Source organism: Nocardia aurea (assembly GCF_003123685.1).
Taxonomy (GTDB): Bacteria; Actinomycetota; Actinomycetes; order Mycobacteriales; family Mycobacteriaceae; genus Nocardia; species Nocardia aurea.
In genome coordinates this window covers 19,927-44,189 of sequence record NZ_QCYJ01000144.1, presented here as the reverse complement: position 1 = coordinate 44,189, position 24,263 = coordinate 19,927, and the positions used below count along the sequence as shown (strand labels likewise).

Below are 24,263 nucleotides of genomic sequence, written 5' to 3'. Positions count from 1 at the left end.
GGTCGATCAGTAATGATTATCGTTATCATTATCTCTCGAAACCCCTCCCCGGGAAGGGGTTTCGAGAGGGTGCGACCTAATGGGCGGGCGCGGTATTCGGCGAGGGGGAGTTGATCGTCGTGAAGTACTGCGCGGCGGCCAGTATCGCGACCGGTCCGGTCACGAGAAGTTGCCCCGCGACCGTGCCGAGCGCGCCGACCGCGACGATTCCGCCGAGGCAGCCGACGGCGGCGGCGGGGATGAACGAGCCGAACAGTCCGACGATCGCCGCCGCGGCGACGGTGGCTCCGGCGATGCCGCCGAGTGCGCAGCCCACCGCCGCGCCCGCGAGTCCGCCGGTCAGCGTCCCGATGGTCGCGCCCATCGAGATCGTGCTGGTCAGTCGACTCCAGGCCGCCTGTTCCCGTTCGTAGTCGTTCTTCCAGGGCGCCTTGTTCTCGTAGGGCAGGGCGACCGGTCGATACGTCGCGTGGGCCGGATCGAATCGTGGCGTGAGCGTCGCGGTGTCACCCGCGATGTCGGCGGCGATCGGGAAGACGAAATCGTCGACGCGGAACGCGAGTTCGGTCCCGGCGAGGGCGGTTCCGTCGGTCGCCCTGATCGTGAAGGTGCCGTTCTCGACGGCCATCGATCCGGAATCGGTGGTGATGACGGTGGAGGTCTCGGTGGTCTCGGCTCGATACGAGACGGCCTCGACGGGCACCGCGTGGACGGTCGCCTGGCCGAATGTCATAGCGGCGATCAGCAGTGTCGCACCCACGGTGGGGGCGGCGGTTTTCCTCATCTGCACGTTCGGATTCCTCGTCGGTCGGTGGAGCTGGCGAATGCGCCGACCCGATCTTAATGACAATGAATGTCGTTTGCATAGTGGGAGGGTGTGAGCCCGCCCGGCCGTCGGCTGTCGCGGACCGCGCGGTCTGTTGCTCGCCGGGTGCGGAACGCCGGAAACCCCTCTTGCACATGCCGTTCCGTCTGTTTCGCGGACTTCCCGTGGTCACGGCCGTGCGATGACTTCGAGATTGCATCTGTAAGAACATGTTGGTTGCAGCAAGTAGAACGCAATCTTGCGTTCTGGTATCCGTGAGCGCCGGTTGCCGCTAGCCTGATGCGAGAACAACTGATCCGATGACCGGGAAAACCGAATCGAGAGCCAATAATGTTGGTACTGAGAGCATTGGTGTCGGGCGATTTTCGGGGGATGCGATGAGCGCGCCGACTGTAGGGGTACTGCCGACCGCTCCGCAAATACTGTGCGCATTCCAGGGGCGGCGTTTCCTGGATCGCGAACTGTTGCGATCCGCCCACGCCCTCGCCGAACTGCATGCCCGTCGCGCCCAGATACGCGATGCCTTTCTTGTCGCCGAAATCGACTGTCGGCGAGTAGAGCTCGTCGACGATATCAACGACTGGATCTCGCAGGAGGTCCCGCAGCATCGCCAGGGTGCGTCATTGCATACCGAAAGCCTCGGGTCCGTCGTCGATCGGATGGCACGTAGCTGGGTCGATGCCAACCAGGCTATCGATGTCGACGGTCCGCGCAGCGACAGCACGCACAAGCATTGGTATCACTTGGCCGAACTCGTCGACGGTTACACGGATCTGGTCACCGACGTCGCCGGTGGTCGTCGTCGACTGCCCGAGAAGTAACGCCGGGAAGCGACCCGGAATCGGTCGGATGTCGTGAATCGAATTTTTATCGTGTTGTTATGAAACTGTATTCGATTCCGCGACAACGATTTCTCCGCATGGACCGCTGCCACGATGATCGTGTGGCAGCGGTCTCGCTTTGTGCTCATTCGCCGGGACCTGATTACGATCGACGGGGTGTCGCTGCTTCCTTTGATCTTCACCGCGGGCTGGGCCAGTGGAATCAATGCCTACGCGGTAGTCCTGCTATTCGGGCTCTACGGTCTGACCGGGTTATCCGATGACGTACCAGTCGGTTTGCAACGTGCCGATGTCCTGATCGCGGCGGCCGTGCTGTTCCTGATCGAGGCGGTGGCGGACAAGATCCCGTATCTCGATTCGTTCTGGGATTCCTTCCACACCGTGGTGCGCCCCGCCTCCGGCGCGGTCGTGGCCGCGCTGATCGCGGGACCGGACGGGTCGCTGCCGCAATTGGCCGCGGCGGCGGTCGGCGGGACCTCGGCGCTGGTCAGTCATCTCGTCAAAGCCGGGCTACGGATGGCGATCAACACCTCGCCGGAACCGGCGAGCAATATCGTCGTCAGCACCGCCGAGGATTTCGGTGTCGCGGCGATCATCACCCTCGCCGTCTTCCATCCGGTCCTCGCCGCGAGCATCGCCGGAACCCTGTTGCTCATCGGCGCACTGCTGGTCCTGTTGGCGGCGAGCAGGATTCGCCGCTTCCGCCGACGCAGGCGCGAACGCCGCGCCCGACGCGAGGAAGCCGCGCTCGCGGGCTGAGGCCGCTCGGGCGGTGGATCGGGCGACACTCCACCCGTCCGAATCGCCTTGCGGCCCCTCGGCGCGCCGACGACGATCGATACATGGAACAGCCGACGCCACCGCAGCGGGCGCTGGCGCGGGGAGTCACCCCGCCCCGGCGCATCGAACTCGGCGACCTGTTGCTGCGGCGATGGGAGAGCACCGACTTCGAGGCCCAGTTCGAAGCGCTCACGGCGTCGTTCGATCAGTTGCACGCCTGGATGCCGTGGATGGCGCAAGCCCCGTCGCGCGACCGGCAACGCGAATTCCTCGCCAAGGCCACGGCGGGCTGGCCGGACCCGACCGGGGAATGCGCCTACGGCATCTTCGATTCCGAGGGCGGTCTGCTCGGCGCGATCGGCCTGGGCGACCACCTGGGCCCGAAAGCGCTGGAAATCGGCTACTGGTGCCACTCCGCGCACACCGGCCGCGGGCTGATCACCAGATCCGCCGCCGCACTGACCGATATCGCGCTGGCACTGCCCGATATCGGGCACGTCGAAATCCACTGCGACGCCGCCAATACCCGTAGCGCGGCGGTTCCGCGCAGGCTCGGCTACCGCCTGGACCGGGTCGCGCCCCGGGAACGGCTCGCGCCCGCCGACTCCGGTAACGGCATGGTCTGGGTACGGGACACCCCGCTGAACGGTGTGTGACCTGTCCGCTCGGTGGCCGTCGTTCCGCTCGACCGGGAACGGCGCCTCGGCGCGGGCAGGGCTCAGAGTCCGAGCAGGTCGGCGGTGTCCTCGCCGAGGAGAGGGCCGAATGTCGTCGCGAGATGTCCGGCCCCGGTGACGACCCAGACGCGGTCGCTGGCCCGGATCCGGGTGACGGGCGCCGACGGGTCGGCGCTGTGGCTGCGGACATAGGACCAACGCCGCAGCACCCGGGGCAATTTGCGGCCGAGCAGTTCCTCGGTGACCTGGGTGAGGTGGTCGTAGGGTGCCTCGTCCACGTCGAAGGGGAAGGGTTCGGCGGATTCGTGGGTCCGGCCGATCGTCAGTCCGCCGTGCAGGCGCTGGACACAGAGCAGTTGCATCGTGTGTTGCGCGGCGACGGCGGTCTGGGACTGTTCGGCGATCAGCGCGTCGACGGCCGGGCCCGCGAAACCGGGGTGGTAGCGGAAACTGTCACCGTCGGCGACGGCGGTGCTCAGTGGTTCGCCCAGCGGTGCGGTCTGCATCATCTGCGCGCGGACCCGGTGCAGCGGAAGGACACCGGCGAGTTCGCGGGTCAGGCCGGTGTGGGTCGCGCCGGGGCAGTGCAGGACCAGATCGGCGTCGAAGACCCGGCCGTGATCGTCGAGAACCCGCGCACCCGAACCGGTATCGGTGACCGACCTGGCCTCGGCGCCGGAGTGGAAGGTGTAGCGCCCGGTCGCGGTGAGAGAGGCGCGCAGCGCGGGCAGCGCGCGGCGCGGTTCGATGACCGAATCGGTCGAACAGTGCAGTCCGGCGATGAATTTGCCACGCAGCGCGGGGGTGAGTGCCCGCACTGCTTCGGGCTCCAGCAGTTCCAGGCCGCGTGATCGCGCGTCGGCGTCCGCCGCCGCGGCCTCGGCGACGGCGAGTTCCGCGTCGGTGCGGATCACGGTGAGCGAGCCGGTCGGCCGGAACCCGATGCCGGGCACCCTGCCGCCGATCTCCTCCCACAGCTGCCTGGCGAGCAGGGCCGCCCCCAGGTCGGCGGACGAGCATCCCGACACCCGCACGAGTCCGCTGTCGCGCACCGCGGCGCCCCGCGCACTCGACTCCCGCTCGAGGTGCACGACCTCGTGCCCTCGGCGCACCGCGGCGAGCGCGTGGGCGGTACCGAGGAGTCCGCCTCCGATGACGACCGATCGCATGGACCCATGGTGGGCCGTTACACCGGAGCGCGGGCAGCGCGCGGGCGAACGGCAGGTTAACAAGTGACCGGTTCTCGACGTCTACCCACCGCGCTACCGGGTCGAATACCACCCGGACGACGCCGCGATGGCACGGCTGCGGGCGGTGGCAGCGCTGCGATAACGGGGCGCTCGGTCCGATCCGCCGCGACGGTCGGGAAACCGAGGGTGTCCAATGGCTACGAGACAGATGGTTTCCGAGACGAACGGTTTCGGGATGTCGGCCGGGAGGACAGTCGGTGACGAGCGATATGCGCGGGCAGGGTTCGGTCGAGGGGACGGCCCCGAGCGAGGAGACGAAACCGGAGATCGCGGTGCGCCCCGACCATCTGTTCCGGGTGCAGACCATCGCCGCCGACGCGGCGACCTCCACCGCCGTGATGGATATCGGTCCCTGGCTGCACGGACTCGACGGAAACTACGCGCACGGATCGCTCGGTGTCCTCGCCGATATCGTCTTCGGTCACAGCGTGTTCGTGGCGGCCCAGCCGCACGTGCGCGCCGTCACGACCGAACTGCTGCTCGAATTCTGCGACCCGGTCACGAGTGCGGGCGGCGTGTTGACCGCCGAGGGCACGACGATGCACGTCGGGAAGGGATACGGGGCCGGGGCCGGGGTGATACGCGCCGAGGACGGCACCGCGATCGCCACCGGCATGGTGCGCCTGCACTTCTTCCCGGGCGAACGAATCGGCCCGGCCCGCGCTCCGGCCTCGCGCGCGGATCTCGACCGGGCGCCCCATCCGCTCCGGGTACTCGACATGGACCTCGAATCGCGCCGCGACGCGGCCGATCTGCGCGTGCGTATCACCAGGGAGATCTGCAACCCCGGCGGCGGGATCCACGGGGGTATCTCGGTGTGGCTGTCGGAACTGGCCGCCGCCGAGGCCGTCGGCGCGGCGTCGGAACGGCTGCGGCCCACCTCGCTGCACATCACCTACCTGCGCCACAGCCCGGTCGACACCTCCGTCACCTTCGCCGCGCGCGTCGAACACCGCACGAATCGGTCCGCGGTCGTGCGGGTCGTGGCGACCAGGGAGAACGGCGGGGTCGGCACCGAGGCGACGATCGTCTACCGGAAGGTGGAATGAGGGCGGGCGTCGGCGGCGCCCGGCACCGCCGGGTGGTGATCGGCCGGTCCGGATAGTCTTGTCCCATGGCAGTTCGGACCCGCAAACCCCTCGTACCCGGCACGCAGTCGCCCACGCGTGAGGTGCCCCGCTCGATCGAGCGTCCGGAGTACGCGTGGAAGAAGACCGTGAACGAGGGGCGTGAGCCCTGGGTGCAGACCGCGGAGACGATCGAGAAGATGCGGCTCGCGGGAAAGATCGCGGCGCGGGCGCTCGAGGAAGCGGGTAAGGCGGTGGCGCCCGGCGTCACCACCGACGAACTCGACCGCATCGCGCACGAGTACATGTGCGATCACGGGGCCTACCCCTCCACGCTCGGCTACAAGGGTTTCCCGAAGTCGTGCTGCACGTCACTGAACGAGGTGATCTGCCACGGCATCCCCGACTCGACGGTGATCGAGGACGGCGACATCGTCAATATCGACGTCACCGCCTACATCGACGGCGTGCACGGCGATACGAACAAGACCTACCTCGCCGGCGATGTCGACGAGGAGGTCCGGCTGCTGGTCGAGCGGACCGAGGAGGCCACCGCGCGCGCCATCAAGGCGGTGCGGCCGGGGCGGGCGCTCAACGTCATCGGGCGGGTGATCGAGTCCTACGCGAATCGCTTCGGCTACGGCGTCGTCCGCGATTTCACCGGTCACGGCGTCGGCCCGACGTTCCACAGCGGCCTGGTGATCCTGCACTACGACCAGCCCGCGATCGAATCGGTCATCGAACCGGGCATGACCTTCACCATCGAGCCGATGATCAACCTCGGCGGCATCGACTACGAGATCTGGGACGACGGCTGGACCGTGGTCACCAAGGACCGCAAGTGGACCGCCCAGTTCGAGCACACGCTCGTGGTCACCGACACCGGCGCCGAGATCCTCACGCTGCCGTGAGGGTTCGGCGGTGCGGTGCGGGGCCGACGCCGTCGGGTGGTCGCGAGGTCGCGCGGGGGCGGCCGCGCGCACGGTCCGGTGATATCCCGGCGACGGTCACGTCGTGAAGGGAGCGTTACTGGTCGCGGGCACCACCTCCGACGCGGGCAAGAGCGTGGTGGTGGCCGGGCTGTGCCGCCTGCTGGCCCGTCGGGGCGTCAAGGTCGCCCCGTTCAAGGCCCAGAACATGTCCAACAATTCCGTCGTCACCCTCGACGGCGGGGAGATCGGCCGAGCGCAGGCATTGCAGGCCCAGGCCTGCGGACTGGAGCCGAGCGTCCGCTTCAACCCGGTCCTGCTCAAACCCGGCAGTGACCGGCGCTCGCAACTGGTGGTGCGGGGCAAGGCCGTCGGCACCGTGGGCGCGCGCGACTACTTCCAGCACCGGCAGAGTCTGCGCCGAATCGTCGCCACCGAACTGGATTCGCTGCGCGCCGAATTCGACGTGGTGATCTGCGAGGGCGCGGGCTCGCCCGCCGAGATCAATCTCCGTGCCACCGACCTGGCGAATATGGGTCTGGCGCAGGAATCCCGACTACCCGTGCTCGTCGTCGGCGATATCGACCGCGGCGGTGTGCTCGCGCACCTGTTCGGCACCGTGGCGGTTCTCGACCCCGCCGATCAACAACTCATCTCGGCCTTCGTCATCAACAAATTCCGCGGTGACGTCGAACTGTTGCGTCCCGGCCTGGAACGACTGACCGAGCTGACCGGCCGCCCGACCCTCGGGGTGATCCCCTTCGCCGACGATCTGTGGATCGACGCCGAGGATTCGCTGGGCACGGTCGGCGACACTGCCGTCGGCAGACCGCGGTCGCCCGTCGGCGCGCAGTGGCTGACGGTGGCCGCCGTCCGGTTGCCGCGCATCTCGAATTCCACCGATGTCGAGGCGCTGGCGTGCGAACCGGGCGTCGCGGTGCGGTGGGTGACCGAGCCGTCCCGGCTGGCCGACGCCGATCTGGTGGTACTGCCGGGCAGCAAGTCCACCGTCACGGATCTGGAGTGGTTGCGGCGCAGCGGTATCGCGAAGGCGCTGCGCGAGCGCGCGGCGATCGGCCGCCCGATCCTCGGAATCTGCGGCGGCTATCAGATGCTGGGCAAACAGATCAGCGACGACGTCGAATCCGAGGCCGGGATGGTCAACGGGCTCGGTCTGCTCGATCTCGACATCGAATTCGATCCGGTGAAGGTGCTGCGCACGGTCGACGGCCGGGGCGCGGGCGGCGCCGCGACCGAGGGAATCGCGGTGGCGGGCTACGAGATCCACCACGGTCGGGTCACCCACAGCGGCGATCGGGCGTGGCTGGAAGTGGACGGTCGGGGGGAGGGCAGCGTGCGCGGCGCGGTGTGGGGCACCCACCTGCACGGCCTGCTCGAATCCGACGAATTCCGCCGTGCCTGGCTGCGTATCGTCGCCGATCGGGCCGGACGCTTCGATTACGTCGTCGCCGAGGATATCTCGGTGGCGGCGGTGCGTTCAGCGCAACTGGACCTGCTGGCCGATCTCCTCGAGGAACATCTCGACATCACCCGGATCGAGGAACTGATCCGCGACGGCGCTCCCGCCGATCTCCCCGTACTCGCCCCCGCGCTGCTCGTGCCCGCGCCGGTGCAGCCGCATCGGCCCGCCGCTGTCGCGCTCGCGCCGGACGCTGTCGCGCTCGCGCCGGACGCGGCGATATCGAGTACGGAGTCTTCGGCGGTACGTGCGGCGGATGGGTGAACGATGGATCGGTCGTCGGATACGGGCAGGACGGTCGTGTCGGCGACCATGGCGGGCGGGGGCCGGATCACCGTCCCGGTGGACAGCGCGCGGATCCACGACGTGCTCGGGGAGGACCGGTGACGCAGGAGACACCCGGCGATGCCGGGCGATGACTGCGGGCCCGACCCGGCCCCGGCGACGCGGCGACGCGGGCGAGTTCAGCCGAGCGGTGTACCGTACACCGGCATGAATTCTCGGCGGATCACAGTCGGTGACCGGGCCTGGACCGTGCGGGTCGACGGGCCGGATACGCGGCACAGCGTGCTGCTGCTACCCGACGCGGGTGACCCCGTGGACGTGTACGACCAGGTATGTGCCCGACTCCACAATTCGGACCTGCGCACCATCGTCGTGGAGTCCATCGACGGGCTCGACGCGCCCGCGGTGCACGCCATCCTCGACGAACTCGGCGTGCCCTACGCCAATGTCGCCGCGCGCGGCGCGGGCGCCGCGCTGGCCTGGCAGATCTGCTCGGGGACCTTCGGTCGTTTCGTCAGCCTGATCGTCGCGGATCGGGGCCATCCGGCCGCTCCCGGGGCGGACGGGGTCGTCGCCGACCCCGCCTGCCGTCCGATGGAACTTCCGGTGACGGTGCTGGTGACCAAGAACCTGCCGCGTTCGGTGGCCGACGCGTCGGGGCGCTTCGTCTACGGGGAGTTCCGCGTCGTCGAGGTCGACGTCGACGATGTGGCCGACGCCGCGGGCCACGAACTCGCGACCGAGATCGTGCTACGCACCAGCCTCTGGTGAATCGGTCGCCGCGCGGTATCCCGCCAGCCAGCTCAGCCAGTTGTCGAGTTCGGTGAACGCCTGCGCGCGTGGCCGCTCCGAGGACAGGAAGACGTCGTGGCGGGCCCCGTCGACGGGCACGATATTGGTGCGGTCGCCGATGCAGCCCGCCCAGCGCTGGATCTGACGCACGTCGAGCACGACATCGGCGACGTCGGCGGACGGGCCGTACTCGCGCATGAATCTGGTCACCCGGGACCGCAGGATCAGTGAGGGCACCCCGACGTCGAGGCCCCGGTGCAATTGCGCGTGCCCGGCGCGGATCGCCCGCAGCCAGCCGAGCCGGACCGGGAATCCGGACAGCGGCTTCCAGTCGAGGTTGTAATCCCATTCGCCCGACACCGTGTGGTGCAGGCTGTCGCCGTAGGTCCTGATCTCGGAACCGGGCAGCGCGACCATCGCCCTGACCCGGCCGACCGCGTTGATGATCGGGGTGCCGACGCTGCGGTAGTAGGCGGGGCCCTGCAGGTCCAGCCACGGGCTGTTGAGCACGAGGCCGACGATTCCCGACGCGACGGTTCCCGATTTCCGGTTCAGCCGATCCAGCCACAGCGCGGTGATCAGTCCACCGGTCGAATGCGCGACGATCAGCAGCGGCGCGTCGGTCTCCTGGGCGATGATGCGCGCGGACTCGTCGAGTTCGGCGTCGTAGAGCGCGAGATCGGTCACATAGTGCGGGGTCTGTCCCTCGCGCAGGGAGCGTCCGCACTTGCGTAGGTCGAGCGCGTAGAACCGGTGCCCGCGCTCGGCGAAATGCTCGGCCAGATGGCGTTGGAAGAAGTAGTCGGTGAAACCGTGCACGTACAGCACCGTGGGCTCGGTGGCCTCGGGCGCGTCGGTGCCGGGGGTGTAGCGCACCAGCGTCGCGACCGCGTCGCCCTCGCCGTCCGGGTCGGGACCGAGGGCCAGGGTCCGCTGTTCGTAACCCGCACCGAGAATGTCGGGCTGCCACTGCGCCCGATCCGTGATGTCCGACACGGCATATGAGGTTTTTTCGGTCACGTGTCCCAATCTAGGCGATATCTGTTCCGATGGCGCGTGAGATCACCGAACCGCCGAGGAGGCATCTACGTCACATTCACCCGGTTTGTTGCAGGTTGCCGCGGTGTCGAGGTGCACAATTGGCAGTAGGTGAACGGCGGGTAACCTCTTCTCCGCCAGCAATTCGAGCCGAAGCCACGACGCCAGGCTCGGCAACAACCGCATAGCGCATGTGCCCAGGCAGCTCCACCCAGCCGGTGGGCTGCGCAGAGTGACAAGGAAGTCGATCTACCCGTGCCGAACGCTGCCATGACAGAGAAGACCGATGTTGTCCTCATCGGTGCAGGAATCATGAGTGCCACCCTCGGCGCGCTGCTTCGGCAGCTGCAGCCGGAGTGGTCGATCTCGCTGTTCGAGCGACTCGATGCCGCCGCCGCGGAGAGTAGCGACCCGTGGAACAACGCGGGCACCGGTCACTCGGCGCTGTGCGAACTCAACTACAGCCCGCAGAACGCGGACGGTTCGGTCGATGTGAGCAAAGCCATCGACATCAACGAGCGTTTCCAGGTGTCGCGTCAGTTCTGGGCCTACGCGGTGGAGAACGGCGTGCTCGGCGACCCGTCCGGTTTCATCAACCCGATTCCGCATGTCAGCTTCGTGCACGGCGCCTCCGATGTCGAGTACCTGCGCAAGCGCTACGAGGCGCTGGCCCGTCACCCGCTGTTCGAGGGGATGGAGTACATCGACACCCCCGACGAGTTCAGCAGGCGGTTACCGCTGATGGCGCGCGGGCGCGATTACTCCGATCCGATCGCGCTGAACTGGACCGACGCCGGCACCGATATCGACTTCGGCTCGCTGACCAAGGAACTGCTCGCCCATCTCGGCGCCACCGGCGCGGATCTGGCCTTCGGGCACGAAGTGCGCAACCTGTCCAAGCAGGCCGACGGCAGCTGGCTGGTGAAGGTGCGCAACACCCGCAACGGCAAGATCCGCACCATCGCGGCGAAATTCGTCTTCGTCGGCGCGGGCGGCGGGGCGCTGCCGCTGCTGCAGAAGTCGGGCATCAAGGAGATCGCGGGTTTCGCCGGCTTCCCGGTCAGCGGCCAGTTCCTGCGCTGCACCGACCGCGGGCTCATCGGTCGACACCGGGCCAAGGTGTACGGCAAGGCCGCCGTCGGCGCGCCGCCGATGTCGGTCCCGCACCTGGACACCCGCGTCATCGACGGCGAGGCCGGGCTGCTGTTCGGCCCCTACGCGGGCTGGACGCCGAAATTCCTCAAGGACGGCAGCAACGGTGATCTGTTCAAGTCGATCAGGGCGGGCAACCTGGCCCCGATGCTCGGCGTCGGCCTGACCGAGCTGTCGCTGGTCAAGTACCTCGTCTCCGAACTGCTGAAATCGCAGGCGGGCAAGGTCTACACGATGGAAGAGTTCATCCCGCGCGCCGACGGCCGCGACTGGGAACTCATCACCGCCGGTCAGCGCGTGCAGATCATCCGGCGCAAGGGCGCCGGTGGTGTCCTCGAACTCGGCACCGCCGTCATCGCGGCCGAGGATGGCACCATCGCGGGCCTGCTCGGCGCGTCTCCGGGGGCGTCGACCTGTGTGACCGCCATGCTCGACGTGCTCCAGCGCTGCTTCCCGCGTGAGTACAGCGAGTGGACGCCGAAACTCGAGACCATGATCCCGTCGCTGGGCGTGAAGCTGTCGGAGAACAAGGCGCTGTTCCAGGAAGTCTGGAACTGGACGTCCAAGACGCTGAATCTCACGGATGTGGCGGTGGACACGGACACCCGCGCCGAGGTCGCGTCGACAGCGCTGGTGTGATAGCAAGACGCGATGATGTCAACGGTTGCTCTCAAACGGTCATGGTCACTGGATCTCGATACCGCCACCCTGTATCAGCTGTTGAAATTGCGCGTCGAAGTCTTCGTCGTCGAGCAGAAGTGCGCGTACCCCGAGTTGGACGGACTCGATCTGCAACCGGAGACCCGGCACTTCTGGCTCGAGGACGACGGTGAGGTCATCTCGACCCTGCGGCTGCTCGAAGAGCACGACGACGGGGTCAAGAGCTTCCGTATCGGACGCCTCTGTACCGCCGCCCCGCTGCGCGGCCACGGTTACACCACCAGGCTGCTGAAGGCGGCGCTGGCCGAGGTCGGATCGGCGCCCGCACGGCTCAACGCGCAGACCTACCTCGTGGACATGTACGCCAAATTCGGGTTCAAGCCCGACGGTGCGGAATTCGACGACGACGGCATCACCCACCTGCCCATGCGCAGGGGATAGTCCTCCGGTGTCGCGCGCGCCCGTCCCGACTCCGGGGCGGGCGCGTGTGTTCGGGCCCACGTCGGCTCGCGGCCCCGCGTCGGGCGGACTCCGGCACGGACGGGGTGCCGACGGCCGGGCGCACGCCCGCGAATAGTGTGAGGGGTATGTCCGTGTCCCACGTCGAAATCGCACCACCGTCCCACTCTGCCGGGTCGCGCGCGGACCTCGAGGCCGGGTTCCCGTTCTCGGCGGTGGTCGGGCAGGAACAGCTGCAACTGGCGTTGATCCTGTGCGCGGTGCACCCGGGAATCGGCGGTGTGCTCGTGCGCGGCGAGAAGGGCACCGCGAAGTCGACCGTGGTTCGCGCGCTGGCGCAACTGCTCCCGCCGGTCGTGGACGAGACGGGTGCGCGGCCCGCGCGCCTGGTGGAACTTCCCGTCGGCGCGACCGAGGACCGGGTGGTCGGATCACTGGATCTGGAACGGGTGCTGCGCGACGGCGAACAGGCCTTCCGTCCGGGGCTGCTCGCGGCCGCCCATCACGGGGTGCTGTACGTCGACGAGGTCAACCTGCTGCACGACCACCTGGTCGACGTGCTGCTCGACGCCGCGGCGATGGGGCGGGTGCATATCGAACGCGACGGCGTCTCGCATTCGCATCCGGCGCGTTTCGTCCTGGTCGGCACCATGAATCCGGAAGAGGGCGAACTGCGTCCGCAGCTGCTCGACCGTTTCGGCCTGACCGTCGACGTGGTCGCCTCCCGCGATGTGGACACCCGGATGGCCGTGGTGCGCCGCAGACTCGACTACGAGGCGGACCCGACCGGGTTCGCGGCCCGCTACGCCGGTGCCGATCGCGCGGTCGCCGACCGCATCCTGACCGCCCGCGACCGGGTCGCGAGCATCGCGCTCGACGACACCGAACTGCGCCGGATCGCCGCGCTGTGCGCCTCTTTCGACGTGGACGGGATGCGCGCCGACCTTGTCGTCGCCCGCACCGCGACCGCCTACGCCGCTTGGCGCGGCGGTGACGCGGTGACCGAGGAGGACGTCCGGGTCGCCGCGGAACTCGCGTTGCCGCATCGTCGTCGCCGCGATCCCTTCGACGAGCCCGGTATCAGCGAGGACCAGCTGGACGACGCGATGCGCGACGCCGCCGCCGAGGTCGATCGGGCCGACGAAGAGCAGGCCGAGGATTCCGGACCGCGCGACACCCGGGACGACACCGCGCCGCGTGCGGATTCCGCCGCCGACGATGCGGGATCCGACGACGGGCCCGACGGCTCGCGCGAACAGAATTCGACCGAGGACGATTCGGCCGGTCCCGACCCCGACGACGACCCCGATTCACCCCCCGACGGTCCGCGCGGCGGGAAATCCCGCGAGAACCGCACGGGCGCCCCGGCATCCACGACCGCCGCCGCCCCCCGCTGGGAAGTTCCCGGCGTCGGCGAAGGCGCTCCGGGCCGTCGCTCCCGCGCCGAGACCAGGCACGGCCGAATGGTGCGACCGAGCACCGACACCTCCGCCGGACTCCACCTGCTCGGCACGATCTTCGCCGCCGCCCCCCACCAGCACCGTCGCGGCCGCGTGGACGGCCCGCTCGCGCTGGCCGCCGAGGATCTGCGCGGCGCGTATCGGGAAGGGCGCGAAGGCAATGTGATCGTCTTCGTGGTCGACGCCTCGGGGTCGATGGCGGCCCGCGACCGGCTCTCCGCGGTCACCGGCGCGATCGTCGCGCTGCTCCGCGATGCCTATCAGCGCCGTGACAAGGTCGCCGTGATCACCGTGCGCGGAGCCGAAGCCGAACTGGTCCTGCCGCCGACCTCGTCGGTCGATATCGCGGTACGCCGCCTGTCCGGCCTGCGGACCGGCGGCAAGACGCCGCTGGCCGCCGGGCTGCTGAAGGCTCGCGAGGTCGTCCACCGGGAGCGGGTGCGCGATCCGCGACGTCGCCCGATGCTGGTGCTGCTCACCGACGGCCGCGCGACCGGCGGGGTCGACCCGGTGCCGCGGGCCCGCGCCGCCGCCGGGTTGCTGGCCGACGACGCGGTGACCGCGATGGTCGTCGACTGCGAGCGCGGCATGGTGCGTCTCGGGCTGGCCGCCGATCTGGCGCGTGACCTGCGGGCGGGCTACGTCCGCCTGGCCGAGTTGACCGGCGATTCGGTCGCCGACATCGTCCGGGCCGGGCGCGGCTCGGGCCCGGCCGCACGGGCCGCCTGACCGGTGACCGGGGTTTCGGTCGAAACCCGCACGACGCGAACGACGAACGAGGAGATTCGATGCCCAAGGGCGTGCCGGAAACGGTTCCGGAAGACGGGCTGACCACGCGCCAGCGCCGCTACCAGCCGGTGCTGGCCGTGCACACCGGGCCGGGCAAGGGCAAGTCGACGGCGGCGTTCGGCATGGCCTTGCGCGCCTGGAACCAGGGCTTCGACGTGGCTGTCTTCCAATTCGTCAAGAGCGCCAAGTGGAAGGTGGGCGAGGAAGCCGCCTTCCGCACCCTCGGTCGCCTGCACGAGGAGACGGGCGCGGGCGGCGCGGTGGAGTGGCACAAGATGGGCGAGGGCTGGTCGTGGAGCCGTAAACCGGGCAGCGACGAGGACCACGCCGCCGCCGCGCTGGCGGGCTGGCAGGAGATCGCCCGGCGGCTGCGAGCCGAACAGCACCGGTTCTACGTGCTCGACGAATTCACCTATCCGCTCAAATGGGGCTGGGTGGACATCGACGACGTCGTCGAAACGCTGCGGGAGCGCCCGGGCAACCAGCACGTCGTCATCACCGGTCGCGACGCGCCGCCCGCGTTGCTCGAGGTCGCGGACCTGGTCACCGAGATGACGAAGGTCAAGCATCCGATGGACGCGGGCCGCAAGGGTCAGCGCGGAATCGAATGGTGACGAACGTGCCCGCGGTGGTGATCGCCGCACCCGCGTCCGGGAGCGGGAAGACCACGCTCGCGACGGGTTTGATCGGCGCGTTGGGACGGGCCGGGCATCGGGTCGCGCCGTTCAAGGTGGGACCGGATTACATCGACCCCGGCTACCACGGGTTGGCGGCGGGCAGACCCGGTCGCAATCTCGATCCGGTACTGGTCGGCGAGCATCGGGTGGTGCCGCTGTACCTGCACGGCGCGCGGGGGTGCGACCTGGCCGTGGTCGAAGGTGTCATGGGACTGTTCGACGGCCGGATCGACGAGAACCAGTCGGGTCCGGTGGCCGAGGGCTCGACGGCGCAGGTCGCGAGTCTGCTCGGCGCGCCCGTCGTACTCGTCGTGGACGCCCGCGGCCACAGTCAGAGCCTCGCGGCGCTGCTGCACGGTTTCGCCACCTTCGACACCTCCGTGCGGCTCGGCGGGGTGATTCTCAACCGGGTGGGCAGCGAACGACACGAACAGGTGCTGCGCGCGGCCTGCACCAGGGTGGGTCTGCCGGTGCTCGGCTCGTTGCCCCGCATGGCCGAATTGGAAGTGCCCTCACGGCATCTCGGCCTCATCCCCGCCATCGAACACGGTTCGGCCGCGACGATCGCGGTGGCGGCCATGACCGATCTGGTCGCGGCCCATGTGGATCTGGCCGCGATCGCGGGGCTGGCCCGCAGTACGGTCGACGGTCCCGCGTGGGATCCGGAGGCCGAAGTCGGCGCCTTCGCGCGCGAGCGGATAGCTCTCGGCGCACATGGCGCTTCGGTGACGGCCGAACATGCCGCGGCCGACTCGATCGCCGCCGGTGGAACGAGTGACGCGTTCGACTCGATCTCCCCACCGCTTCGCGGCGGGCCGGTGATCGCGATGGCGGGCGGTCCCGCGTTCACCTTCGGATACGCCGAGCATCGTGAACTGCTGACGGCCGCCGGCGCGCGTGTCGTGGTCTTCGACCCGCTGCGTGACGAATTGCCACCGGACACAGCCGGTCTGGTGGTTCCCGGTGGTTTCCCGGAGGAGCACGCCGCCCAACTCGCGGCCAACACCCGGCTGCTGACGGCGGTCCGCGAACTGGCATCGGCGGGACTGCCCGTACACGCCGAATGCGCCGGACTGCTGTACCTCACCCGTTCGCTCGACGGGCACGCCATGGCCGGAGTGGTCGACGCCGACGCGGAATTCGGACCCCGCCTGACCCTCGGTTACCGCGACGCGGTGGCCCTGGCCGATTCCCCGCTCTGGCGCACCGGTGAACGCGTACGCGGCCACGAATTCCACCGCACCCGCCTGGTGTCGGCCGCCACCGCCGGTTCCGCGTGGGGTTGGCGCGGCGGTCTGGGCGAACGCGTCGCCGAGGGTGCGCTCGTGCGCAATGTCCACGCCTCGTACCTGCACACCCATCCGGCCGGAAACCCCACCGCGACAGCACGGTTCGTCGCCGCGGCGGCAGAGTACGCCCGCGTCGGCGTGGTCGCCCGAGTATCGGGGGCTGTCCGATAATGACACCGTGTATGTGCGCCGCGTGCACGATACGACTTCGCGAGACGCACGCGCCGCCGCAGTGGTATCCGGGTGGATGAGAGTCGTGAATTGCCACCTGTAGCGGTGGGACTCGGCCTTCGCCCCGCCGTCCCGGCAGTGCGGATAATCACGGCCCTCGCCGAACTCCGTCGTGAATTCCGGATCGTCTGCCTGGCGACTGTCGATCGCCGCGCCGACGAGGTCGGCCTACTCGAAGTCGCCCGAACACTGGCTGTTCCACTACTCGTGTACACCGCCGACGCGCTGTCCCGCGTCGAGGTGCCACACCCCGCCGACCGGACCTCGGCAGCGATCGGCACGCCGAGCGTCGCGGAGGCCGCGGCGATCCTGTCCGGCGACGGACCGTTGATCGTGCCGAAAAGGGTGATGAACGGCGTGGTGATCGCGGCAGCCGCCTTCCTCGACACAACCGCACCGCATCCGTCGTAGTCACCCGGTCCGGGTCCGTCCCGCACGGCCGAACGGGATGCCCGCGACCATGGGTTCACCGGGCATTCGCGGCGGACAGGTCGAGCCGCGCCCGGCCTACCTGCGCGAGAACCTCAGGGGGCGACCGAGGTCCAATCGGCGAAGCCGGTGGGATCGTGACGTCCGAGACTCCCGTGTTCGAACAGCCCCCACCCCTCGGCGTCTCCGCAGCGGGCGTGGGCGACGTGGTCGGTCACGCCGTACGGGATGCGCGCGGCGACGGCGGGATCGGTGAGGTCGTAGCGGCTGGTGCTGGTCCAGTCGCGGCCTTTCCACTGGCCGTGCTGCCAGTCGGGGTCGCCGCTGTAACCGCAGCCGACGTGCAGCGGGACACCGACGCCCGTGGTGATCTCGACCTCGAGCGGTTTGCCGTCGGGGGTGGTGAGGTCGAGTCTGGCGCTGATCGGGACGCGGGTGCCGGAGCGATAGCGCAGGGAGATGCGGGGCCAGCCGAGTTGTTCGGTGCGGCCGTCGGGCCACACGCGCACCGCGTCGTTGAGGGTTCTGGTGCCGTCCGGCTCCTCCTGCACGATGACGATGATGGCGAAATCGTCGAAACGCAACGGCGCGTACAACCACCAGAAGCCGCCGGAGGGTTCGCTCGCCGCGCGCCCGGGCGGTTCCGGCTCGCCCACCGGGCGGATACCCCACGACCGATCCCTGCTGCCGGTCCACACGGCGGGGTCGACGGCGACATCCTCACCTTCGATACTCACAGTGCCCGCCCAGGAGCCGACCTGGGCGAATCGAGAGGCTTCGATGAGGGGCCGGTTGCCGGTGAGCACCAGATGCGGCTGTTCCTGCACGGCGGGAAACGACCCGGTCCAGGTGAGATCGAACGAGAGTTCGTCGTGTTCGCAGATCACCCGGATCCGTTGCAGCGCTTCGACGACCTCGATGCGATAGCCGCCGACCCGCATCGCGAGATCGCGGTCGCCGAGCGCGTCGGAGAAACGCACCGTGCGATGGATGTCGCCGCGCCGCACGCACGCGTAGGCGTCGGTCACGCCGAGATTCGGGTAGACGCCGAATCCGGTGATCAGGAACAGGCCGCCGTCGCGATTGTGGGCGTTGAAGTAGCTGCGGTCGTAGAAGTTCCGGTCACTGCTGGCCACCCGGGTGAACGGCAGCGTGGTCTGGTGGATGGCGTATTCGTCCAGGGGTGAAGGCATGGTCAGTCCCATTCGTAGGTGCCGTCGAGCATCGCCTCGAGGCTCGCGCGGTGCATCACGTAGTCGTCGCGGTCCTCGGGAACGGTGGCCTCGCCGAAATGGATCATGCGACGGGTCACCCGCGCCATCACGATCGCGTGCCGCAACGCGGCGTAGACGAGATAGAAGTCCAGGTCGCGCACCCGGTAGCCGCTTCGTTTCTCGTATTCGGCGGCGACCGCGTCGCGGCGCAGGAAGTCCGGCAGACCCGGCTGGCCGAATTTGACGGCCAGATCCTGGAAGAAGCGGTGGATGAAGATCACCCACGCCACGTCGAGTTCGCGCGGCCCCAGCGCCGCCATCTCCCAGTCCAGTACCGCGACCGGCTCGAATTCCCGATAGATGATATTGCCGGGCCTGGCATCGCCCCAGCTCAGAACGTCGGGCCCGGGATCGGCGGGCCAGTGCTGTTCGAGCCAGGCGAAGCCGCGTTCGATGAGCGGTATCGCGTAGCCGTCATCGGCCAATGCCCAGCGGTACCAGGCTTTCTGGGCGTCGACATGCCTGCGCAGCGCCTGTCCCGGCCCGTCGAGCATCGGGAACCGGGTCGCGGGATCGGCGATGGCGTGGATCTTCGCGAAGATCTCGAGGGTGTCGCCGGTGAGCCGGTCGCGCTCCTCGGCCCGCGCGTCGAGCAGCCAGCCGACGAAGACGTAGGGCGGATTGTCCGAGGGCACCCGCCCGTCGACCCGCCTCATCACGAAAAACGTGGAGCCGAGCGCCTTCTCGTCGGTCTCGAGCCAGCACAGCCCCGGAACCGGCACGTCGGTCGCGGCGGCGACACCTTCGATGACGCGGTACTGGGTGGCCAGATCGTAGGTTTCGAATACCGGGAAGGAATCGTCCTCCGGCGCCATCCGGGCGACGAACGAGCCGCTCTCCGCGCGCCCGCCGACACTCCATTCGGCTTCGAACAGGATCGATGTGCTCGACATGCCGCCCGCCTGCGGCCGCGCCAGCTCCGAGATCGTCGGCGGGCCGTCGGCGCCGACCCGGTCACCGAGCCAGCGGGACAGATCGGCGGCGAGATGGTCGAGATCGCGCTCGCTGACGGTCAATCGGGTCCGCTCGGTGGGATCTGGATCGTCGGCCATCGAGGTCCTCCTGTGTCGCGCCTGCGCGTCCGGACGGGCAACCGCACGCGGAACTGCCCGGGATACGGACTGTAACGCGTTCTAGTTGTTTCGCAGGGCGGAAATCCGGAGAAATTTCTCGACGGCGCGCTCGCGCCGATCACCCGACGGTGATGGCGTCCAGTCGGGTGCGCAGGAAATCGGCGGAGATCACCGGCGGCTGACCGGTGACCCGGCCGATCGGCGCGGCCAGCGGCGTCACCACCGCGTCGTGGTCGAGTTCGTAGAAGTAGATCAACGACACCAGATCCTCCTCGGGCGCCTCCGGCTGCGGCGGCAGCACCCGGTGCCTGCCCGAGGGCCAGCGCTGACCGCTCCAGTAGGCGAGCAGATCACCGATGTTCACGGTGAGCGCGGCCGGGTCCCACGGCGCGTCGGCCCAGCCCTGTTCCTCGGTGTACACCTGGAGACCGCCCGCGCCAGGTTCCCGGTCCAGCACCGTCACGGTGCCGAAATCGGTATGCGGGCCGATGCGGAACTGCCCGGGTTCCGGCGTGCCGACCGTCGACATCGGCGGGTAGTGGTTGATATTGCAGGTCCAGGTCGGACGGGTGGTGACGGCGGCGAACGGGTTGTCGGGCAGGCGCAGGGCGGCGGCGAACAGGGCGAGCAGTTCGTCGGAGAGCGCGCGCACGGCGGTGGTGTAGGCCGTGAGGAGTTCGCGCAGTTCGGTGACCTCGGCGGGCCACACATTCGGCAGGAACCACACCTCGTCGACGGCGCGATCGCCGGTCGCGGTATCCGCGCCGACCGCGTAGGTCTCCTTCAGATCCGGTGGTGTCTCGGTGCCCTCGGCATAGCCGTTGGCCTCCTTGCCCGGTCCGATCCAGCCCCGACCGCCGACGGTGACCGCGTAGGCCTGCTTCACCTCGTCGGGCAGCGCGAAGAACCGGCGCGCGGCCGCTCGCACCGCCGCGGGCAATTCCGCCGGAATCCCGTGGCCGTACACCAGGAGGAATCCGGCGCGGCGCAGGCCCGCGTCGACCTCGCGTTCGACCTCGGCCGCCGCGTCGCCGCCCGCGCGCCAACAAGCCAGGTCGATGGAGGCGATGGCGTCGGGGGCATCCGGGGTAGCGGGGGCGTTCGGGGCATTCATCGGGTGTCGCTCCTGTCTCACTCGACCGTGCTCGGGTCGGCCACGCCGATATCCTCGAACCACAGCGCCGGTTGTTCGGCGATGAAGGCGGTCATCAGATCGATGCAGCGCCGGTCTTGCAGCACCGTGACCGCGACGCCGTGTTCGATCAGCCAGTCGTGGCCGCCGTGGAAGGTGGTCGACTCGCCGACGATCACCGTCCCGATCCCGAATTGGCGTACCAGACCGCTGCAATACCAGCACGGTGACAGCGTCGTCACCATGATGGTCGAGCGGTAGTCGCGCCGTCGTCCGGCCGCGCGGAAGGCGTCGGTTTCGGCGTGCGTGCTGGGATCCCCGGATTGCACGCGACGGTTGTGCCCGCTGCCGAGCAGGACACCGTCACCGTCGAACAGCGCCGCCCCGATCGGCACCCCGCCCTCGGCGAGTCCGCGCAGAGCTTCCTGGTAGGCCACCTCGAGCAGCCCGTCGGGCGTCAGCTGGGTCATGGGTCAACCCTCGCGGCGGACCGGTCGCTCCGCAACGTACAGATCGTCCGGTTCGTCCCGGAGACGGGATGACAAGATGACCGGATGCTCCCCACCGTTCGCGAACTACTCGCCGACCAGTTCGTCGCGGCCGATCCGCACGTCCTGGCCGGTCACGGCGGACTCGATCGTGCGGTGCGCTGGGTGCATTCCAGCGAGATCTACGAGATCAGTCCGCTGCTGTCCGGCGGGGAACTGCTACTCACCACCGGACTCGGCCTCTCCGGTGTCGACGCCGGAACCAGACGGCACTACCTGCGTGAGATCGCGGCCCGCGAGGTGGCCGGGGTCGCCTTCGAACTCGGCCGCACCTTCGAGGCCATTCCGGCCGAGATGGTGGAGGAGGCCTCGCGCAACGGCCTTCCGCTGATCGCCTTGCGCACCGTCGTTCCCTTCATCGACCTGTGCCGCGACGCCAATACCGAAATCGTGTCCCGCGAGGTGCGCTCGCTGCGCCTGCTCAACGCACTGGCGCGAGACCTGACCGGTGAACTTGCCGCGGGCAACGGGGTGGCGCGGCTGCTCGCCCGCATCGCGGCGGTGACCGAATGCGCGGTCGTCGTGACGAGCGGCAGCGGAGCGCTGATCGCCGCGCACGGGGTGGACGACGACAGATCCGCGTGGGCCGCGGTCGAATCCGGCGCCGCGCGGGCCGGTATCCGCGTCAAGGACAGCGCCTGGGGCACCCTGACCGCCGGACCTGGTTCGCCGCTCGACGCCGCCACGTTGGCCGCGGTGATCGACCAGTCCGCGCCGGGAGTCGGTCTGGCCCTGGCGAATTCGGGAACGCCGAGCGGTCGGCCACAGATGGCGGCCACCGCGTTGCTCACGGATCTGGTGAACGGTCAGCAGATCAGGCAGGCCGATCTGCGGTCACGGGCCGGTGCCGCCGGTGCGCCCGGACTGACCGGGCGCACCGTGGTCCCCGTCGCGATCGAGGCCCCCGACAGCCGGATCGCGACCGGATTCCTCGACGCCGCCACCAAGGCGCTCGGGCGGCCCGGGGTGATCGCCGATGTCCACGCCACCACCTATGCCCTTGTCGCGGTGGCCAATTCGGTCGCCGATCCGGTCGGCGAGGTCTCGCGGGCGCTGCGCTCGTCCATCGGTGCGAGCGGCACCGAGGGCGTCACGATGGTGGTGGGCGACGCGTGTGAATTCACCTCGGCCGCACTGGCCGCCGGGCTCTCGACCGTCAGGTCGGCCCTTCGCTTGGCCACCCGCCACCGTCGTGACCGGCTGCACGGGCCGCTCACCAGCTGTCGGGAACTCGCCGCCGAACTGACCGTGGAAACCCTGCCCGCCGCCGAACGGGCCCGCCTGGCCGCCGTGCTCACCCCGCTCGTCGACTGGGACACGGCCCACCACAGCAGTCTGACCCGCACCCTCGAGGCCTACCTCCGGCACGGTGCGAGCCCGACCCGCTGCGCCGCCGCGCTGCATATCGGCCGTCAATCGCTCTACCAGCGCCTGGACCGCATCCGCGAACTGCTCGGCTACGAACCCAACGATCCCGCCCTCGCCGCGACGCTGCTGCTGGCGCTGTGCGCCCACCGTCTCGGCGGCGATCGGTGAGTCAGGCGCCGGTGAGTCGGCGATCGGTGCGTCAGGCGGTCAGGCGTCGCCGGTTCAACAGCAGGTAGGCCGCGCCGGACAGGACGAAGCCGACGAAGAAGGTGATATCGCCCAGTTCGGGGATCTCCCGCACCACGTAACCGGTGAATTTCGCCTGATTGCAGAACAGCAGTACCGACACCGCCAGCCCGGCCAGGAAGGCCGCGACGCCGCCCCAGTTCGTGTAGGAGCGGTCATAGAGTAGTTCGACGATATCGCCGCGCCGCCGCAGATACTGATCGGCGAACATCACGCCGAGCCACGGGCCGATCCAGTACGCGACGATCAGCAGGAACGCCTCGTAACTCTGGGCCGCGTCCGGCAGCGCCCACAGCGCGACCAGGAAACCGACCACGCCGAAGGCGATCGACACCACCGCGCGCTGGGTGCGCACCGGCAGTTTCACCCCGATCGTCACGAAGGCCATCGCTCCCGAATACACGTTCAGCGCGTTGGCGGCCACCGCCCCCAGGGCGATCGCGAGCAGGGTCAGATTCGCCAGAACCGACGGAAGATTCGAGGTGAAGACATCGGTAGGGCTTCCGGTCGCCGAACTCACGATGGTGGCCGAGGCCGCGCCGAGCGCCGAAAGCCACAGGCAGGAGATGAACAGTCCTGCCGCGGCGAATCCGCCGGTCGCCGCCTTCGAGACGCGGGCAGGCAGATAGCGGGTGTAGTCCGCGGCGTAGGGGTTCCAGCCGCCCGCGTAGCCGAACGCGGTGCCGACGGTCAGCAGGAATCCGCCCATGCCGCCCACCCCGCCGGACGGCGCGGCGGCACCGAGATCGGCCTTGCTGAAGATCACCACGGTGACCACCAGGAACACCACGGCCAGGACGGGAAAGACGAACCGCTCGAAGGCGTGCACCAGATTGTGGCCGAAGACGGCGAATCCGGTCTGCGCCACCACGATCAGCGTCAGCGCCAGCGGTTTCGGCATCCCGGTCAGCGTGTTGAGCGCGAACGCGCCGCTGACGCTGTTGGTGGCGAACCAGCCGACCCCGCACATGATCGACATGAACGCGGCGGGCAACGCGTTGCCGCGATAGCCGAACGCCGCGCGTCCGAGCACCATCTGCGGCACCCCGTACCGCGGCCCGCGCGCCGACAGCACGAAATGCGCCGCGCCGCCGAGGCCGACGCCGACGGCCAGGCCGAGGGTGGCCTGCCAGAAGTTCATGCCGAACGCCGTCACCGACAGCACGCCGATGAAGATGGTGGCGAATTCGAGATTCGGGGAGGTCCAGGTCCAGAAGAGCTGGCGGGGTGTCCCGTGCCGCGCGTCGTCGGGAATTACCTCGTTGCCGCCCGGTTCCACCGCGACGACGCGATCGGCGTAGCCGGCCAGCGGCGTGTCCTCGGTCAATGCCATGCATGAACACTGGTCGCTGCGGCCCCGGTCGGCAACGGGCGAATCGTAAGCCAGAAATCCGACGCCTGCGGACAGTTCGTCAGGGGTAGCCGGCGACGTCCCGCATCCGAAACGTGCGGGAAACCTGGGTGTCGATCCGGGCGCCGAACGCGGCCCGCCCGCACATGCCGGTCTGTC

General features: G+C 69.1%; 22 protein-coding genes. 14 read left to right on the top strand and 8 right to left on the bottom strand.

Translation table 11 applies throughout. The features are described 5' to 3' along the window. Nucleotides 1–76: 76 nt before the first annotated feature. On the bottom strand, nt 77–784 hold the full coding sequence (locus tag DAT37_RS36955; protein WP_408637485.1) for a hypothetical protein: 708 nt from the start codon (nt 782–784) through the stop codon (nt 77–79). A 341-nt stretch (nt 785–1,125) separates the two neighbouring features. On the opposite strand from DAT37_RS36955, the gene DAT37_RS36950 reads away from it, so the two are divergent. From DAT37_RS36950 to DAT37_RS36940, 3 genes are all read left to right on the top strand, one after another. Then, the gene (locus DAT37_RS36950; protein ID WP_232840229.1) at nt 1,126–1,647 is read left to right on the top strand and encodes a DUF4254 domain-containing protein; all 522 of its coding nucleotides are present in this window, start codon (nt 1,126–1,128) and stop codon (nt 1,645–1,647) included. 177 nt (nt 1,648–1,824) lie between these two features. Beyond that, nucleotides 1,825–2,427, top strand: coding sequence for a DUF4126 domain-containing protein (locus DAT37_RS36945; RefSeq protein ID WP_198654628.1), 603 nt, complete (start codon nt 1,825–1,827; stop codon nt 2,425–2,427). Nucleotides 2,428–2,510: 83 nt separating this feature from the next. Then, nucleotides 2,511–3,104, top strand: a complete 594-nt coding sequence (locus DAT37_RS36940) for a GNAT family N-acetyltransferase (protein WP_109529591.1) — start codon at nt 2,511–2,513, stop codon at nt 3,102–3,104. 62 nt (nt 3,105–3,166) lie between these two features. Here DAT37_RS36940 and DAT37_RS36935 read toward each other — a convergent pair whose 3' ends face one another. After that, the gene (locus DAT37_RS36935) at nt 3,167–4,294 is read right to left on the bottom strand and encodes an FAD-dependent oxidoreductase (RefSeq protein ID WP_109529590.1); all 1,128 of its coding nucleotides are present in this window, start codon (nt 4,292–4,294) and stop codon (nt 3,167–3,169) included. Nucleotides 4,295–4,572: 278 nt separating this feature from the next. Between DAT37_RS36935 and DAT37_RS36930 the strand changes: the two genes are divergently transcribed. The 4 genes from DAT37_RS36930 to DAT37_RS36915 all read left to right on the top strand — a co-directional run bounded on the left by DAT37_RS36930 (nt 4,573) and on the right by DAT37_RS36915 (nt 8,907). Continuing rightward, nucleotides 4,573–5,424, top strand: a complete 852-nt coding sequence (locus DAT37_RS36930) for a PaaI family thioesterase (protein WP_157978883.1) — start codon at nt 4,573–4,575, stop codon at nt 5,422–5,424. 65 nt (nt 5,425–5,489) lie between these two features. Continuing rightward, on the top strand, nt 5,490–6,353 hold the full coding sequence (gene map, locus DAT37_RS36925) for a type I methionyl aminopeptidase (RefSeq protein WP_109529588.1): 864 nt from the start codon (nt 5,490–5,492) through the stop codon (nt 6,351–6,353). 103 nt (nt 6,354–6,456) lie between these two features. Then, nucleotides 6,457–8,115, top strand: a complete 1,659-nt coding sequence (locus DAT37_RS36920) for a cobyric acid synthase (protein WP_109529587.1) — start codon at nt 6,457–6,459, stop codon at nt 8,113–8,115. A gap of 228 nt (nt 8,116–8,343) precedes the next feature. Next, the gene (locus DAT37_RS36915) at nt 8,344–8,907 is read left to right on the top strand and encodes a hypothetical protein (protein WP_109529586.1); all 564 of its coding nucleotides are present in this window, start codon (nt 8,344–8,346) and stop codon (nt 8,905–8,907) included. Here DAT37_RS36915 and DAT37_RS36910 read toward each other — a convergent pair. Next, nucleotides 8,887–9,948, bottom strand: a complete 1,062-nt coding sequence (locus DAT37_RS36910; RefSeq protein WP_232840228.1) for an alpha/beta hydrolase — start codon at nt 9,946–9,948, stop codon at nt 8,887–8,889. The two genes, DAT37_RS36915 and DAT37_RS36910, sit on opposite strands and share 21 nt — an antisense overlap. A gap of 288 nt (nt 9,949–10,236) precedes the next feature. On the opposite strand from DAT37_RS36910, the gene mqo reads away from it, so the two are divergent. From mqo to DAT37_RS36880, 6 genes are all read left to right on the top strand, one after another. After that, on the top strand, nt 10,237–11,757 hold the full coding sequence (mqo, locus tag DAT37_RS36905; protein WP_109529584.1) for a malate dehydrogenase (quinone): 1,521 nt from the start codon (nt 10,237–10,239) through the stop codon (nt 11,755–11,757). 12 nt (nt 11,758–11,769) lie between these two features. Beyond that, nucleotides 11,770–12,219, top strand: a complete 450-nt coding sequence (locus tag DAT37_RS36900; RefSeq protein WP_109529583.1) for a GNAT family N-acetyltransferase — start codon at nt 11,770–11,772, stop codon at nt 12,217–12,219. 146 nt (nt 12,220–12,365) lie between these two features. Beyond that, nucleotides 12,366–14,426, top strand: coding sequence for a VWA domain-containing protein (locus DAT37_RS36895; protein WP_109529582.1), 2,061 nt, complete (start codon nt 12,366–12,368; stop codon nt 14,424–14,426). Between the two features lie 59 nt (nt 14,427–14,485). Continuing rightward, nucleotides 14,486–15,100, top strand: coding sequence for a cob(I)yrinic acid a,c-diamide adenosyltransferase (gene cobO / locus DAT37_RS36890; protein ID WP_109529581.1), 615 nt, complete (start codon nt 14,486–14,488; stop codon nt 15,098–15,100). Then, nucleotides 15,094–16,623, top strand: a complete 1,530-nt coding sequence (locus tag DAT37_RS36885) for a cobyrinate a,c-diamide synthase (RefSeq protein ID WP_109529580.1) — start codon at nt 15,094–15,096, stop codon at nt 16,621–16,623. Before cobO ends, DAT37_RS36885 begins: the two co-directional genes overlap by 7 nt. 72 nt (nt 16,624–16,695) lie before the next feature. Further along, nucleotides 16,696–17,094 carry a cobalamin biosynthesis protein gene (locus DAT37_RS36880; RefSeq protein WP_269814831.1) on the top strand — a complete coding sequence of 133 codons (399 nt, stop codon included), beginning with the start codon at nt 16,696–16,698 and terminating at the stop codon, nt 17,092–17,094. A 113-nt stretch (nt 17,095–17,207) separates the two neighbouring features. Here the strand turns inward: DAT37_RS36880 and DAT37_RS36875 are convergent, their stop codons facing one another. The 4 genes from DAT37_RS36875 to DAT37_RS36860 form a co-directional block, all read right to left on the bottom strand. Next, nucleotides 17,208–18,305, bottom strand: coding sequence for a hypothetical protein (locus DAT37_RS36875; protein WP_109529688.1), 1,098 nt, complete (start codon nt 18,303–18,305; stop codon nt 17,208–17,210). Between the two features lie 2 nt (nt 18,306–18,307). Further along, on the bottom strand, nt 18,308–19,438 hold the full coding sequence (locus tag DAT37_RS36870; protein WP_109529578.1) for a phosphotransferase family protein: 1,131 nt from the start codon (nt 19,436–19,438) through the stop codon (nt 18,308–18,310). 139 nt (nt 19,439–19,577) lie between these two features. Beyond that, nucleotides 19,578–20,573 carry an isopenicillin N synthase family dioxygenase gene (locus DAT37_RS36865; protein WP_109529577.1) on the bottom strand — a complete coding sequence of 332 codons (996 nt, stop codon included), beginning with the start codon at nt 20,571–20,573 and terminating at the stop codon, nt 19,578–19,580. A 17-nt stretch (nt 20,574–20,590) separates the two neighbouring features. Continuing rightward, nucleotides 20,591–21,061 (bottom strand): nucleoside deaminase, encoded by a 471-nt coding sequence (locus DAT37_RS36860; RefSeq protein WP_198654627.1) that lies wholly within the window; start codon nt 21,059–21,061, stop codon nt 20,591–20,593. A gap of 84 nt (nt 21,062–21,145) precedes the next feature. Here DAT37_RS36860 and DAT37_RS36855 point away from each other — a divergent pair, with 84 nt between their 5' ends. Then, a complete protein-coding gene (locus tag DAT37_RS36855; protein ID WP_109529576.1) occupies nt 21,146–22,675 on the top strand; it encodes a PucR family transcriptional regulator in 1,530 nt (509 codons plus the stop codon). Between the two features lie 31 nt (nt 22,676–22,706). Here the strand turns inward: DAT37_RS36855 and DAT37_RS36850 are convergent, their stop codons facing one another. Continuing rightward, complete coding sequence (locus DAT37_RS36850; protein ID WP_109529575.1) at nt 22,707–24,086, bottom strand: purine-cytosine permease family protein; 1,380 nt, start codon at nt 24,084–24,086, stop codon at nt 22,707–22,709. Between the last annotated feature and the right edge of the window lie 177 nt (nt 24,087–24,263).